Origin of the sequence: Sphingobium sp. B7D2B (assembly GCF_025961895.1) — a bacterium.
Taxonomy (GTDB): domain Bacteria; phylum Pseudomonadota; class Alphaproteobacteria; order Sphingomonadales; family Sphingomonadaceae; genus Sphingobium.
Window position 1 is genome coordinate 2,584,259 of the sequence record NZ_JAOQOM010000001.1, and the last position, 14,783, is coordinate 2,599,041.

10 protein-coding genes and 1 riboswitch are annotated in these 14,783 nt (G+C 64.2%); of the genes, 1 reads left to right on the forward strand and 9 read right to left on the reverse strand.

Features of this window, described 5'->3' with window-relative positions; all coding sequences use genetic code 11:
* Positions 1–143 precede the first annotated feature (143 nt).
* Positions 144–218: riboswitch (cyclic di-GMP riboswitch) on the reverse strand.
* A 279-nt stretch (positions 219–497) separates the two neighbouring features.
* The 3 genes from M2341_RS11945 to M2341_RS11955 form a co-directional block, all read right to left on the reverse strand.
* Positions 498–1,628, reverse strand: coding sequence for a pyridoxal phosphate-dependent aminotransferase (locus tag M2341_RS11945; protein WP_413715488.1), 1,131 nt, complete (start codon positions 1,626–1,628; stop codon positions 498–500).
* Positions 1,629–1,901: 273 nt separating this feature from the next.
* Positions 1,902–3,290: an MFS transporter gene (locus tag M2341_RS11950; RefSeq protein ID WP_264585387.1), complete on the reverse strand. Its 1,389-nt coding sequence runs from the start codon at positions 3,288–3,290 to the stop codon at positions 1,902–1,904.
* Positions 3,287–6,079 carry a TonB-dependent receptor plug domain-containing protein gene (locus M2341_RS11955; protein ID WP_264585388.1) on the reverse strand — a complete coding sequence of 931 codons (2,793 nt, stop codon included), beginning with the start codon at positions 6,077–6,079 and terminating at the stop codon, positions 3,287–3,289. Before M2341_RS11955 ends, M2341_RS11950 begins: the two co-directional genes overlap by 4 nt.
* Before the next feature lie 319 nt (positions 6,080–6,398).
* Here M2341_RS11955 and M2341_RS11960 point away from each other — a divergent pair, with 319 nt between their 5' ends.
* Positions 6,399–6,884, forward strand: coding sequence for a MarR family winged helix-turn-helix transcriptional regulator (locus M2341_RS11960; RefSeq protein WP_264577936.1), 486 nt, complete (start codon positions 6,399–6,401; stop codon positions 6,882–6,884).
* Between the two features lie 519 nt (positions 6,885–7,403).
* On the opposite strand, the gene M2341_RS11965 is transcribed toward M2341_RS11960, so the two are convergent.
* The 6 genes from M2341_RS11965 to M2341_RS11990 are packed head-to-tail and all read right to left on the reverse strand — an operon-like array spanning position 7,404 to position 14,781.
* Complete coding sequence (locus M2341_RS11965; RefSeq protein ID WP_264585389.1) at positions 7,404–8,567, reverse strand: CaiB/BaiF CoA transferase family protein; 1,164 nt, start codon at positions 8,565–8,567, stop codon at positions 7,404–7,406.
* Complete coding sequence (locus M2341_RS11970) at positions 8,564–9,487, reverse strand: alpha/beta hydrolase family protein (RefSeq protein WP_264585390.1); 924 nt, start codon at positions 9,485–9,487, stop codon at positions 8,564–8,566. The genes M2341_RS11965 and M2341_RS11970 overlap by 4 nt, the downstream gene beginning before the upstream one ends.
* Positions 9,484–10,521 (reverse strand): TRAP transporter substrate-binding protein DctP, encoded by a 1,038-nt coding sequence (gene dctP / locus M2341_RS11975; RefSeq protein WP_264585391.1) that lies wholly within the window; start codon positions 10,519–10,521, stop codon positions 9,484–9,486. The genes M2341_RS11970 and dctP overlap by 4 nt, the downstream gene beginning before the upstream one ends.
* Entirely contained in the window at positions 10,518–11,819 is a 1,302-nt protein-coding gene (locus M2341_RS11980) for a 2-hydroxyacyl-CoA dehydratase subunit D (protein ID WP_264585392.1), read from the reverse strand. The genes dctP and M2341_RS11980 overlap by 4 nt, the downstream gene beginning before the upstream one ends.
* Positions 11,816–13,900 carry a CaiB/BaiF CoA-transferase family protein gene (locus M2341_RS11985; protein WP_264585393.1) on the reverse strand — a complete coding sequence of 695 codons (2,085 nt, stop codon included), beginning with the start codon at positions 13,898–13,900 and terminating at the stop codon, positions 11,816–11,818. Before M2341_RS11985 ends, M2341_RS11980 begins: the two co-directional genes overlap by 4 nt.
* Positions 13,897–14,781 (reverse strand): hypothetical protein, encoded by an 885-nt coding sequence (locus M2341_RS11990; protein WP_264585394.1) that lies wholly within the window; start codon positions 14,779–14,781, stop codon positions 13,897–13,899. The genes M2341_RS11985 and M2341_RS11990 overlap by 4 nt, the downstream gene beginning before the upstream one ends.
* Positions 14,782–14,783: the final 2 nt, after the last annotated feature.

The following is a 14,783-nucleotide window of genomic DNA, read 5'->3' on the forward strand; positions in this document are numbered from 1 at the left end:
AACCGCCATGCAGGTGCGGTTCAACGGGATTTGAGACAGGGATCGAAGCGCGACGACAGGGAGCGCAGCCTGAGGTTCAAACGAACCCCATGACCTTCTCACAGCAGGCTACACACGATATCCGAAAATGCTCTGTTTCATCCCCCGGTAGCCCCGCTACCCCATTGGGGCCGGAGGCTTTGCGTCCCGCCGTTACCGACAGTTTGCCCTTGTCGAAGGCAACGAACGCCCGTGAGGCGGAGCCGTCATCTTCACGAGGAATATTAACGTTAGCTGAGCGGCAGCGCAACAAAAAAGCCCGGCCTTGTCGAGATGGCGCGCATGCAGATCGGAGCCATGCAGCTGATTTGTCGTGTGAAAATTATCGCCCTCGGTCTGGAGCGGGGTCATAACCGGCCGTGTTAAGCCGATAACTATAGTTAACTTCAACGCAAGCACGACGTCGATTGCGCTGCATCCGTCGCTCTAAAATATGGTTGCCCCCCGCGACGTGATCGTTACAGCCGTCGCTGGTCGGGCAACCACGCCGAAAGGCGCCGCACTGCCTCCCGCACTTCGGCTTCCGTGATCGCAAAGCTCAGCCGGATGAACCGATGGCCATTGACCGGATCATGGTCGACACCCGGCCCCGTGGCGAGCCCAGTCTCAACGAGCAGCTTCTTGCAGAACGCCGGGCTATCATCGGTAAAGTCGCTAACATCCGCATAGATGTAGAAGGCGCCATCCGGCGGCGCGATGCGTCGCAGGCCAAGGGCTGGCAAGGCTTCCATGAGAATGTCCCGGTTGCGGGCATAAGTGGCGCGATGCGCTTCCAGCTCTGACGTGCAGTCCAGCGCCGCCAAAGCGGCATGCTGACTGATCGACGGCGCGGTCAGGAACAGGCTGCCCATATAGGCGCGGGCACGCTCGACCATGGCGCGCGGCACATAGAGCCAGCCGAGCCGCCAGCCGGGCATGCAGTAATATTTGGAGAAGCTGCTGACGATCATCGCGTCGGCTGCGAATTCTCCCATCGAGCGGCAAGGCGCGCCATAGCTCAGGCCATGGTAGATTTCGTCCGAGATGATCGCGATGCTGCGCTCTGCGCAGAGTCGGGCAATCGCCTCCAGTTCGGCAGGCGCGATGATCGTTCCGGTGGGGTTGGCCGGGCTGGCGACGATCACGCCCTGCGGCGCTGGATCGAGCGCTGCCAACGCGTATGCGGTCAACTGGAAGCGCGCCTGCTCGCCGCATTCGATCTCGACCGGCGTCATGTTGAGCGCGCGCACCGTGTTGCGATAGGCCACATAGCCCGGCCGTGCCATGGCGATCCGGTCGCCCGCCTTAAACCGGGTGCTCAACGCAAGGACCAATGCCGGCGAGGCGCCGCAGGTAAGCAGGAACTGATCCGGCTCGGCTACCATGCCGTACCGCTCCCTATAGAGTTGGACGAGCCGCGCCTGCAGCGCAGGACTCTCCCAATAGCCCATCGGATCGATGCCAAGCGCGTCGCGCGCGGCGTCCAGCGCAGCCTGCGGCGCCCCCGTGGAGGGCTGGCCAAACTCCATGTGGAGAACTGAGCGCCCCTCCGCACCCAGGCGATAGGCCAACTTGCTCAATTCTATGGCCTGAAACGGCTCGACTTCCATCAGATCATCCATCGCTCGGTACAGCGCCGATAGCCGGCGGGCGCGCAGATGCCAACGATGCAACCCCACCCCGGCCGTCGTTCGTCCTCGCGGCGCATCTGCCGTGAAATCAAAAAATTGCGCCAGCGTCGTCGGGCGCTTCGAAGAATGCTTTCGGCAGAAAGAAAACGGCAGGTCGTATTTTCGGCCTGCGCGTGACGCGCATTTTCAGGCAGTCTGTCAAGTGGCAGCTCGCAGAAACCTGCATCACGGAAGTAGGGCCTCCGACCCCCTTCAGCGGGACGGCTCCCTGAAACCAGAACTCCTTACAGCCTGAGCATAAGGTTTGATCGCCAGATACATGAGGGCCGCCCCGCCGGGGGCCATTACGGCGGCGAAGAACGCCATCGAATAGCGCAGCATGCTCTCGTCCTTCAGCAGGAAATCGGTCACCAGCGCGATGAGCAGCGGCCCGAGACCATTGCCGATGACACTGATGGTGAAGAGATACACAGCGCTGATCTGGGCCCGCATCTCGCTTGGCGTCACCATCTGGATCGCGGCATTCTGCGCAGGGGCGCTGGCGAGGCCGATGATCGAGGAGATCATGCCGCAGAAGAAGGCGAGCCAGGGGCTGGGCATGAGCGAGGTGGCGATCGCGAAGGGAGCGGACAGTGCTTGCGAATAGAAACAGACCCGCGCCATCGCATCGGGATTGCCGCGCTTGCCCATATATTCCGCGAACCAGGTGCCCAGCGTCAACGCAATCGGCGTAGAGATGAGGAGCGACAGCGCCAGCAGTGGCCCGATCTGCGCCGGTCCCCAGCCATAGGTGCGCTCATAAAAGGCCGCGCGCCACGTCATGAGGCCCGTCGTCTCGATCGCGCCGATGCCGATGCTGAGGAACAGGGGCAGGAACAATATGCGGTTTGACAGGAGATACGCCCCCACCTCGCGCAGTGGTACGCTGCCCTTGCCGCGGCGATTGCGGCGCACCGGCTCCCGCACGGTGAAGAGAAAGAGCAAGGCGGTCGCCAGCCCCGGCAGAGCGCAGACGAGGAAGACGAGCTGCCACTCGCGCATCTCGCCCAGGACCGGGATGTGGACCGGCCCCATCCCGGCAAAGAACGCCACCAGCAGGCCACCAGCCAACAACGCCGTGGCTTGGCCAGCGCTGATGCCGAGCTGATAGACCGCGAAGGCACGCGGCAGCTTCGACCGCGGCACCATGTCCGCGATCATCGACATGGACGAGGGGCCGGCGACGGATTCCGCGCCACCGACGACGCCGCGCGCGAAAAACAGCCCGCCGAAGCTCCTGGCCATGCCACAGAGCGCAGTGGCCAGGCTCCACACCGTCAGGCCGGCCGTCAGGATCATTTTGCGGCTGCGCTGATCCGCGACGCGGGCCATCGGCAAGCCGACGACCATATAGGCCGACGAAAAGGCGAAACCGATGATGAGGCTGATCTGGGTATCGCTCAGCGCCAGGTCGCGCTTAATCGGCTGGACCAGCAGATTGATGATGTTCCGGTCGACATTGGAGAGCATGGTCACGAAGGCGATCAGCCAGATCGTGTACCAGGCGCGGGCCGGCGACGGCCAATCGTCGCCGGCTCCAGACGCGCCGGCCGATGCCGGCTGCGTCTCACCCGTGGCTTGCGTGCCGACCGGCTCGCTCATCGCTTGAGACGCACCCCGACGCGGAACGCGCGTCCTACCTGATCGAACAGCACCTGATTGGTGATGCCCACCGCGCTGGGTGCAATCGGCGGATCCTTGTCGAACAGGTTACGGATCGCGATGAAATATTCGAAATCGCTGCGGCCGGCCTTCACATTCCAGCCCAGCGTGAGGTCCGCATAGAAGCGGGCGGCCACGCGATTGGTGCTGATGCTGTTCGCGAGACCGACACTGTAGCCTGTATCCTCGGGGCCGACGAACTCGACGAGGAACTTGCCCTCGGGAATGTAGCGGCCATGCGCACTCACGCTGAAAGGCCCGGCCTTGAGGGTCGCCATACCGTCCAGCACATAGTCCGGCACGCCGGGGGTGTTGCTGGCGCGGAAGCCGGTCTGGCCGGCGCGGTCGACCGAACCGGCGCTGTCGATGATCATGAGATCGAACGTCTTGGTCGCCAGCAGCCGCAGGTCGAGCGATGCGGCGGCACCGATGCGGGTGCGATAGCTCGCCTCGATGTCCAGGCCCCGGGTCTTGAAGCCATTCACATTCTGCAGACGGTCGTTGATCAGCGTCACTTCGCCTGCCCCGTTCCGCGTGATCAGTGGGCAGAACTCGGTCGCGTTGTTCACCAGACAGCGCGTCGCGATGGTCGATGAGCCGATCTGCGCGATCGCGTCGTTTACGCGGATATTGTAATAATCGACCGAGAGGTTGAAGCCGCGCAGAAACGACAGGTTGCTCAGCACCACGCCGGCCGTGAAGGTATCGGCCTTCTCCGGGCGCAGCGTATTGTTCGAGCCCGAGACGATTTCGATCAGGCCCTGCTTGCTCGTCACCGGATCGGTGAAGGACGAGAAGCTGCGCGTGACCGAGCCGAACAGCTCGTTCACATTGGGCGCCCGGATATCGCGAGAGAGCGTGCCACGCAGGCGCAGGAAATCGACCGGCTCATAGACGCCGCCGAGCTTCCAGGTGGTGACCGCGCCGCTCGTGCTGTAGTCGGTGCGGCGCGCGGCGCCGTTCAGCTCCAGGCTTTTGCCCAGCGCACTGTCCTTAAGCAACGGCAGGACCGCCTCAACGAATGCTTCCTTGACCTCGACCTTGCCGTTGGAAGCAGCGAAGTTGGAGACGTAGAAGGCGCCGGTCGGCGAGAGCGGGTCCGTCGAGCCCTTCACCTCGTCGCGGCGATATTCGGCGCCGGCCGCCAGCGACAGCGGGCCGGCCCACAAGTCGATGAGATCGCCCTGCACGTCGAGCGCGGCAACCTGTTGGGTGATCTTCAGGTCGAGCATCGATGTGCCGGTGACATAGGCCAGCGCCTCCTGACTGAAGCGGCCCGCGCCGATCAGGTTGAGCGGCTGGCAGCCATTGGTCGGGTTGGTGAGCGTCGAGCGGCAGATTGGCGTGCCGCCGGGGCCCGAGGTAACATCGGCCGCGAGCAGCAGGCGCGAGCGGATGAGGTTGTTGGTCGCTTCCTGATGATAGGTGCTGCGGCCATATTGATAGTAAGCGTTCCACGTCCAGTTATCAGTGATGGCGCCGGAGAGGCCACCGATGATGCGGAAGGCAGTGCTCTTGGTCGCGCCGCGGGCATTGCCGAGGTCGAGCCCGGCGCGGCCCATGTTGAACTGGGTGATGCCGTTGGCATCCATGACGTCCGTGACCGACCGGGGGAGATATGGATTGTCGCGGCGGACCGGGCCGATCAGCGAGCCTGTGCTGTCGCGCAGCTGTGCACTCACCGAGAAAGCGCGGACTTCGCCATAGGATGCTTCCAGCGTGGCCTTGAGCGCGTCGCTGAATTCATATTCGGCATGGCCATAGGTGCTGAAGCGCTCGACCGGCACCTTGAGAAGCAAGCCGGCGAGGAAGGCGTTCTGGCCCTTCCCACTGCCGCCCTGCTGAAACAGCGAACCCGCGAGCCTGCCGACCTCATAGGGCGCTGTCGTCCCATCCGGCAGGAACTGCAGGCCCTTGAGGGGGCCATTGCTGAGGATAAGGCCGCCCGGGGCTATGGTGGCGGTGTGGACATTGTTGAGAATGCTCAGCGCCGGGGCGCCCGCACCGGCCGCGCCAGCCGGGCGGCCGACAAGCGTCCACTCCTGCGCGCACAGCGAGCGGGCCTGATAGCAGTCCGCCAGGCCATCATTGTCTTCATACTCCCCGCCGAACACGACGTGGCCCCGGCCACCGGCGAAGGATGTGCCGCCGGCCGCCGAGAGGAAGATCGTGCGGTCGTCGCCGCGCTGCGAGATGCCCGACTGGGCCTCGGCCCGAAGGCCATCGAGCTTGTTGTTGAGGATGAAGTTCACGACGCCCGCAACCGCGTCCGAACCATAGGCCGCCGAGGCACCGCCGGTCACGACGTCAACGCGATCGATGAGGATGCCGGGGATATAATTGGTGTCGACCGTCCCGCGCGCTGTCGTCGGCACGAACCGACGGCCATTGACCAGCACCAGGGTGCGCTCGGTGCCAAGGCTGCGCAGTTCCAGCACGCGCGAGCCGACGGCGTTGCCCGGAGTCGTCTGCGTCGCGGAAGGACTGGACGTCGCCCGGAAGCTCGGCAGCTGGCTCAGCACGTCGCCAATATTCGTCGCGGCAGTTGTCTCCAGTCGGTCGCGACCGATCGCGGTGACGGGGGTCGGCGCGGTGAAGCCGCCGCGCGTGATGCGCGAGCCGGTCACGACGATCTCCTGCGAACCGGATGCGGCCTGATCCTCGGCCTGCGGTGCTGGACCGCCCTGATCCTGCGCGTGCGCGGCAGAGGCCACGCCGATCGCAGCCATCGCCAGAATGGCCGCAGAATTTCTCAAAACCCGAACTCGTTGACGAAGCGCCAGCATTGCAATCCTCTCCCCAGTCTCTGCCCACATCGTTCGCTCGACCGCGCCCATGTGGCACGGCGTAGAGCACGTATGGACATGAATTTACTGCCCTAATGTTTAGGGCGACTAGTAATTCATATCCTATCTTTTAAAGTGATGGCAATGGGTGTTGAAGCATCAAGACCAACAAGGCAGGAGGGCGATGATGGGAAGGTCGAAAGACGCAAAGGATTCGCCGAAAATCACGCCCTTTTCTGCAAGGGATGCGAAGGCGCGGTTCGTGCCAGGACCGCCGCCGGCCCGTGGCCAGGAACCCGGTTCGGATGCTGATTTGCGGGTGCAGATGTCGTGGTGGCTGGTCGGCACCGGCCGCGCGTGGCGCAATCTGCTGGATGAACATCTACGCTTCGCGGGCCAGACACAGCCCCGCTGGCGCGTGCTCGCCTGGGCGCGACTGCAGCCGGGGATTACCCAGACCGAACTGGCGGAACATATGTCCGTCACCAGCGCCACTTTGGTGGCCATCGTGGACGAGCTCGTCCGTCAGGGGCTGCTTGAGCGGCGCGAGAGCAGCACGGATCGCCGCGTCAAGAACCTGCACCTTACGCCAGCGGCGCATCCGATCATCGAGGCGATCTCGCAGGAGGTCAGCGACATAAGGGACGCACTGCTCAGCGACGTCTCCCGCTCTGAGCTGGAGACCTGTCTCTCCGTCCTCCAGCGGGTTAGCCAGGCGATCGAAAATTATGGGCGGGGCAAGGGATAGAGCTCACATCGCTCCGTCGAAGACGGCCCCGGCATAGCGCCTCTGGCGAACGTCCCAACCTCTCCCCTGAACCGCAACCGCGATGCGATCAACCGCTGCCTGCTACCCATCCGCGAGGTGCGACACGACTTTGCCGTCCGATATCCATCTCGTGCGCCGATCCCCGCAGCGCCAGAACGAGATATGCACGGCTGGATACCAGCGCAGCGAGCCCGATCAGAAATGATGTGTCTAAAGCAATTTAAGCGACACTTTTCTTGCCTTTGGCCCGGCGCATTGCGAACTTCATCCTCACGTGCCGCACGGTCACGCATCTGCACACGCAACCGGACATCTTCTCTATCAATCGCTTCGTCTTCGGTCTGCAATGGCGCTCTTCTTGCGATCGGACAATCGAGCGCGTCGAGACACCGAGCGATATTGTTCTGCAAGTGCTCCATCCGCCAAGCGACCTTTGCGGCGGTGTCGCTCTTGTCGCGGTTGATGACAGCCTTTGTGACAAGCGTGTGTCCATGTCGCCTAGTGGCCTGGCTCCGTCCGGTGGAGCCAATCAAGAATCTCGGCCCGATTTTCATCGAGGCGAGGCGGGACTTCGCCGACTTGAAGGCCGGGAGTAAGGCGGAAGCCGGCTCCGGGGTAGCGCACTGGTCCCGTAAGAGGTCCCTCGGGGATATCGAAGGATACAAGCGCATCCGGACGCGCCAGTTCGGCCGCTTCATCGACCCGGCGCACCATCCCGCAAGGGATGCCAGCTTCGCTCAATCCTGCTTCCCAGGCGGCCGCATCCCTTGTGGCGAACACCCTCTCCAGTTCCGCCTTCATGGCGTCGAAATTGGCCCGCCGTGCTTCTGGCGTGGCGAACAGCGGATCAGTCAGCCAGTCCTCTCGTCCGGTGAACCGGGCAAGCGCGGCAAACTGGTTGGGCTGCACGACGCCGAGCGAAATCTGCCGCCCGTCCCTAGCTGTGAACAACGAAGCGGTGGGCAGGCCGCTATAGCCCGTATTGCCCATGCGAGACATCGCTTGCCCGGTCAGCAGATAAGGCGTCACGGCCGACGTCATGAAGGCCAGGCTGGCATCGAACATCGACACATCGATATAACTGCCGCCGCCACCCTGCAGTCGCCGCACCAGTGCGGACAGGATGGCAAGTGCCGCGGTCTGGCCGGTCAGCGTATCGACAATGGGAAAGCCGACGCGCACCGGCGGGTCACCCTCTTCACCGCTCAGCATCATCATGCCGCTCGTCGCCTGCACGATATTGTCGATGGCCGGCCAGTCGCGCTGAGGACTGTCCTGCCCATAGCCGGACACCGAGCAAAAGATGATATCCGGCCGCAGTTCTCGCGCCGCTTCGTAGCCGAGGCCAAGCCGTGTGATAACGCCGGGCCGGAAGTTCTCGAGCATCACGTCACACCGCGCCACGATCGCGTGGGCGATGTCGAGGTCGGCAGGATCCTTGAGATCCAGCATGATCGACTTCTTCCCTGCATTGGCCGCAATGAATGCAGGTGAGAGACCTTCAAAGCGCGGATCCGATCCGTAACTGCGGAAATTGTCGCCCTTGGGCGACTCGATCTTGATGACGTCGGCCCCCATCAGCCGCAACAGGTGCGACGCATAAGGCCCGGCCATTACATGGCTGAAGTCGGCGATGCGGATGCCCGCAAGCGGTTGGGTCATGGTTTTTCCGGAAATTGTTTGCGAACGATCGTCCATGCGGGGTCTTTGCAAAGGCCGCAGGACGCCCCCGTGAAGAGTTGACCCGCCTTCGCGTCACGCTTGAGTTGCCAGTCGAGCCACGCCACCGCGATCCGGCCATAGTCCCCGCCGTTCACCGCGCCGAACGTTCCGCCATGGCCCGTGTTCTTGTTGGCGTAGAAGACGGGCACATGATCAATGCGGCCCACATCGTCATTGCCGTTGGGATAGGCGATGTCGGTCGGTCCGCCCAAGATGTAGGCGACCGGTGTATGCAGCTTGCGCAGATCGTCCTTGGCGATCGAGACGCGGCTAAGGCCATTGCCTGGCCGGTTGTACACACCGCTGTTGAAGATGACGGCCGTGCGAATGCGCTGATCGGCAGCGGCGGCAAGCGCCTGCAGGCCACCGCAACTATGTCCCATCACGGCAACCTGCTTGGTATCGACGTCGCGTCCGTAGGGGCTACCCTTCACCCAGTCGATTGCAGCGAGGAGCTGGTCCACTGAGGTTTCGTCCGCGGTTGCGGGTGGCGGCATGGGCGGCTCGGGTCCCCGCTGGTTTCCAGCAGCCGGTTCCGTCGAGGGCCTCTCCCCTTTCGGAGCCCCATTGGCGATGACGATGTAGCCATGGCTGGCGATCTCGCGCAGGAAGCCACTGGCCGACAGCCCGTCATTGCGGCAGCCACCATTACCCCACAGCACCAGCGGCAGGCGTCTTTGTGGCAGCTTCGCCGGGCGATAGATGGTGTAGCCGGGCGCGTCCGCTCGCCCTTCCGCGATCGCCGGCAGATCGCCTGTTCCGCCGGGCGCTCCGATGATGCCAGAAGGTATCTGGGCCGATGCGGACGGGGCCTGCAGGATGGCAACCAAAGCACAGAGCAGCCGGCCGACGTGCTTCATTGATTTCCTCCACACTGGATTTTGTCGCGACCCTGCACGGAAGCGCGTGCGGTGCGGAACGCCCTGAGACCATCAATGCCGAAGCGGGACAGGTCGCGGGCATTGCCCTCCGAATCGCGCAGATAGAGCGCATCGAACCGCGCCTGCTCCTGACGCGACACGCCATTGATCGTCACATGCTGGGCGCGCGCTTCTTCCAGTCCCTTTTCAAGCGCAGCATAGATCTCGCGCGCGAGCGCTGCTTCCCAGACCGCTTGCGACTCCTCCAGGATAGCCCGATCCTCCGCACTCAGTCGATTCCAGCGCTCCATCCCCATCGCCCGAGCAGGATAGGCGCCGCGTGGAATAGCGAGATTATTGTAGTGGCGGGCGACCTCGGCGAAATGTAGCGACTTGAACGTGTCGCCAGGTGCAATGACGCCATCGATCACACCCTTCGCCATCGCCGAATAGACGTCAGCCATCGGCATGTTCACCGGATCGGCGCCGAGGGATTCGAGCACGCTCAGCAGCTCCGTCGGCGCGCGCAGACGCAGGCCGCGCAGATCGGCCAAGGTGTTCACCTGTCTGCTGGTGGTGACGACGCCGGCGAGCGATCCGCCCTGCACCGCCAGTACCTTGAGCCCTTCCAGCTCATGGCCAATCTCGGGGTTCGCCGCCGCGATACAACGATAGAGCGCCAGTTGGGATTCGATGCTGTCCGCGCCGCTGTAGAACCCCGTCTGGATGCGGATGAGATGGGCGCCGCCACGCGCGTAGATGGGCGTTATGAGCCCCACATCCGCGACACCGTGGCGCAGTTCCTCCATCGACATGTCGGACGAAAGCAGCGCCCCGGACCAGCTCGGCCGGATGCGGATGCGGCCGTGCGAGCGCTGCTCGACAAACGCCATCCACGCCTGATCCGCTTTGCTGAAAGGATGATTGGGGCTGTAGGGCGTTGCATAAGTGAGTTCCGTCACATCCTGCGGCACGGGCCGGGCGCAAGATGCCAGCAGCAGTAGTAGCGCAGGCAGGAACGCCCGCAGCCTCATGCAAGCCCCCGCTCGGCGAGGAAGCTGGCCACCGTCGCCACCATCCTGTCATGGTCCCAGTTCTTGGCGTCCACCATGTCGGCATCGATGGTCAGCACCGGCACGCCTGCCGCCTCCAGCGACAGCGCGGTCAGCTTTGTGCCCGATTGCGAGAGGCGGTTGTCCGGCGGGAGCAACACAACGCAGGCGTCGATGCCGCAGCGCTCGGCCTCGCTGGTCATCCAGCCATTCATCCACGGCGGCAGGTGCAGCACTTCGTTCATGGAGCAGATACGGCTGGCCAGCGCATCCATCGGCTCGCCCTGCAGTTCACGGATATATTGCGGCCCGGCGAACGGCATATACATCGACCAGACGAAGACCGCGCCGAGCCGTTCCTCCAGGGCCTGATAGAAGCCGGGGTCGTGCCACACACCCGCGCCGATCCACATGAGGCGGACCTTCTCGTTGCTGGCAGAGCCAGTACCATTTGCGATGCGCTCCATCACCTCATCGCGGAAGCGTTTGGCATGGGCGACCGCCCAATCCGATCCGCGATGCCATTGCGGGATCATCGTGTTGGGCATCTGCTCGGCGATCGACACGGGGCAAGGCCGCGCCTGACCGATGGCCTGCGCCGCCTCCCAGATATAGCCCTCCTGCTCGTTGATCCGTTCCATCAGATAGTGGAGCTTCGCCTCGTCGAACTTTCGCCCGGTGCGGTTCTCCAGCAGGGCGATAAGATCACGCATCTCCGCGACCATCAGCGCGATACGATCGGCATCGTAGACCTGGCGCCAGTCGCCCCGGCTATGCTCGAACCAGCGCGGGTCCTTGTGCTCCCATGCCGGCGCCTCCATCGCAAAAAATTCACTGCCCAGCGCCTGCGCCCATTGGCCGAAGACATGCTGGATGCAGTCGCAGGTCAGCCGCGCCACCAGCACGGTCGGCGTGGGCAGGCCTCCCCAAGGGGCGGTCTTAGGATCGTTCGCGAGCGTGCAGGCGAGGCCCAGAGAGCAATATTTGCAGCTATTCTCGGGATAGCCATGCCGGGCCATTACCTCAAAATACTGGTTCGAGAGCTGCTTTGCCGAAATATAGGCCGACCACCACTGGTTGGTGATGATCGGAATATCCATCACGTGGAAGATTTCGTGCGGAGTGTCGGCCTGCACGATAGCAAAAGGCTCGCCCTCATCCACGACCCGTCGCCGCAGATCCGCACCGAACTGCTTCTGATAGGCGCTGGCTGCTGCCGTGCAGGCCAGATCCTTGCGGCTGCGCTGCCCTGTTGCCCGCGTCGTGACATCCTGGCTCATTCAAAAACTCCTGCAGCGTCGAGCTCTGCGATGCGGGCCTCCGAGAGGCCGCAGATGTCGCGGGCGATGGTGTGAGCATGCTCGCCCATGCGCGGCGCGCGGAACGGCTCCAAGCGATCATGCGAAAACTTGATGGGGGTTGCGATGTGGCCGAACGGCCCGAGCAGCGGATGGTCAAGCGTCACCAACGCGCCGCGCCCGGCAAGTTGCGGATCGTGATCGATCATGTCTTCACAATCCTGCACCACACCGCAGGCGATGCCGGCGGCCTGAAGCTCGGCCATAATGGCATGGTCGGCGCGTTGCGCGACCCACGCCGCGACGTCGTCGCCGGCAATGGCGTGGAGTCTGGCAAGCTCTGCTTCGTCCCTCAGGCTGATCGCCACCCATCGATCCTCGCCCTGCGCCTGGAAGACATCCTGAAAGAAGACAGCGGGGTCCGCATTGCCCGAACGCTGCGGGCGCTCGCCGCGCCGCGCCGCCGCCAGATAGTCCCGCATCTGTTGCACGCAGATCTCGTACATCGAGGCATCGATATGACAACCAAGCCCGGTTTCGCGGCGATGCTGCAGCGCCGCCGCCACTGATCCTGCCATGACGAACGGCACGATGACGTCGCCATAGGGAACCGCGCCGGGGATGACGGGATCGCGGTCTGGATAGCCGGTGAGGAAGGTCCGTCCCGAGAGTGCGCCACCGGTCCCGTCGACACCCCATTCCTGCGCCAGCGGACCGGTCTGGCCGAACACGCTGCCCGACACCATGACGATGCCCGGGTTGCGCGCTGCCAGTGCATCATAATCGAGGCCAAGCTTCTTCATCGTGCCGGGGGAGAAATTCTCGACCACAACATCGGCCCAGTCGATCAGCGGATCGATGAGTTCACGCGCCTCCGGCTTCTTCATGTTCAGCGAGAGGCTGCGTTTGGAGCTGTTGAGATGCGCGAACCAGGGCTTGTCGTCCCAATTGCCTGGGCTGGACGCGGAAACCTGCACGTCGAGACGGGCAAGATCGGGCCGCGTGCGGCTCTCGATCTTCACGATCTCCGCGCCAAGATCGCCGAGCGTCTTGGTCGTGATCGATCCGACCAGTGCCCAGGCGAAATCCAGCACCCGAACGCCCGCCAGCGGCCCCGGCCGCTCGCCGGTGTGGATGGCGGGCGCGGCAATGGCAGCGCCCTTGCGGATCGTCGCGAAGCGCTCCGGCAGGCCCGAAGGCGTATCGAAGAAGTGGCGCGCCGCCAGATGCGGATCGGCCAGCACATCGCCCGGCTCGTTCGCCACGCAGGCATTGATGCCGCGCCTCAGCCCTTCGGTCGCGATCTCATGCTTGGTACGCGAGAGGAAGAAGGCGGCGATCGCCGCTTCCCACAGCGCCCGCGTGTCGGCCGGCAGCGTGGAGCGATTGTAGCTCAGCCAGTCGGTGCCGTGCAGCGGATTGGGAACACCGACTTCGTCCATCCAGTCCGAGAGGGCCTGATTGGCGGGCGCGCCGAGCCGCCCGGTCATCAGCGAGTGGAAGCACCAGCCGTCCGCCAGCCGCCAGATGGCCCGCACGGTCGCTTTGCCATAAGCGAGCGCACCGCCCACGCGCGTGAGCTTGCGCCGGTCGAACTGCCAGCACAGCACGCCGTTGAAATTGCGACTGAAGGCCACCTGCTGGATCGAGACATCGACATGTTGCCCCTTTCCGTGCGTGCCGCGCGAATAATGAGCGGCCATTGCCCCGGCCGCAGCCACCATATCCGCGTGGAAGGTGCAGGCATCCCCCGCTTCCTTCACCGGTGCCAGATCCGGCTCGCCGGTGACGCGGAGGGCACCTCCCATGGCGGACGCCACCAGCTCGCCGCCTTTCCATTGCGACCGTGCACCACCCGAGCCGAAGCTCGTCACCGACACGTGTACGGCATTCTCCGGGATGGCAATGCCCCCCAACCCCTCCAGCCCGATATCGTCGATGACGAACGATGCGCCCTCCACCGGACCGCCCAGCTCCGCCCCGATCGAAGCCAGGAAGCGGGCCAGTGGCCGATCCGCCATGCCGCCCAGAATGGCGACGCGATGACCGGATAACGGCATCATGCAGACAGCTCCTTCAGAAATTGCGTCATCTCGCCGGCCGCGCCGTCAGTTCCGCGCCAGTCGCGCCGCGTCATGATGAGGTTGGAAATACCGGCCTGTGACAAGGCCTCACGCTGCGCGGGCAGATGCCAGATGCGCGCCTCATCCTCCTCCGCAAACCAGAGCACGACCGCCGAGGCGCCGAATGTCCGCGCCCTGTCGACCAGATCCGATGCGCGATCGAAAAAGGCGCGGCCGCTCTGCGAGCCGGCATGGAGCTGGCGCGCGATGGCGGTTATCGGATCGCCGCTCGCCTCCTCAACGGCCGCGCCCGGATCTTGCCAAGCGTCCGCCAGCGTCGGTCCGCATGCGGACCAGCGCGCCGCCTCGATAACGGCGTGGAGACGGCGATCAGGCGGCGGCGTGCCGCCGAGCAGGCAACAAGGCACAGCCGTGTCCGCCATCCCGCTGGCCGATGCACGACGCCGGTTCGTTTCGGCGATGCTACGCTCCAATGCAGGGGCATCCAGCCCCAGCCGATTGGCAAGCTGGCGGACAGCGGCCACCATATGCGCCGCGCTGCTCGAGCGGGCGATCCGCGCGACGTCGAAGATCAGCGGCTCGGGGCCCTTGACCTCTCCCTGTCTGCGGAGCTCGCAGATATAGTAATAGAGTCGCTGCGCCGCATCATCCGCACGGGAGAAGATGACGGCGTCGAGACTGTCCAGAGCCCCGTCCGCCCAGTCCTGCACAATAGATCGCGCCCAGAGCGGGAATTTGCTTTCCAGCCAGCGGTCGGCAGTGGGCATGGCGCGATCGACATTCCAGGCCAACGGGCCGGAACACGCGCCCGTCGCGGCGAGCAAGTCTTGCGGCAGATCGGGGCCGACATAAGCGATCATGG

Bases quoted from the DNA above. Each gene is read 5' to 3' on its own strand.
- M2341_RS11950 (WP_264585387.1), bottom strand. From the start codon at position 3,290: ATGAGCGAGCCGGTCGGCACGCAAGCCACGGGTGAGACGCAGCCGGCA.
- M2341_RS11945 (WP_413715488.1), bottom strand. From the start codon at position 1,628: ATGGAAGTCGAGCCGTTTCAGGCCATAGAATTGAGCAAGTTGGCCTAT.
- M2341_RS11970 (WP_264585390.1), bottom strand. From the start codon at position 9,487: ATGAAGCACGTCGGCCGGCTGCTCTGTGCTTTGGTTGCCATCCTGCAG.
- dctP (WP_264585391.1), bottom strand. From the start codon at position 10,521: ATGAGGCTGCGGGCGTTCCTGCCTGCGCTACTACTGCTGCTGGCATCT.
- M2341_RS11965 (WP_264585389.1), bottom strand. From the start codon at position 8,567: ATGACCCAACCGCTTGCGGGCATCCGCATCGCCGACTTCAGCCATGTA.
- M2341_RS11955 (WP_264585388.1), bottom strand. From the start codon at position 6,079: ATGGCTGCGATCGGCGTGGCCTCTGCCGCGCACGCGCAGGATCAGGGC.
- M2341_RS11985 (WP_264585393.1), bottom strand. From the start codon at position 13,900: ATGATGCCGTTATCCGGTCATCGCGTCGCCATTCTGGGCGGCATGGCG.
- M2341_RS11990 (WP_264585394.1), bottom strand. From the start codon at position 14,781: ATGATCGCTTATGTCGGCCCCGATCTGCCGCAAGACTTGCTCGCCGCG.
- M2341_RS11980 (WP_264585392.1), bottom strand. From the start codon at position 11,819: ATGAGCCAGGATGTCACGACGCGGGCAACAGGGCAGCGCAGCCGCAAG.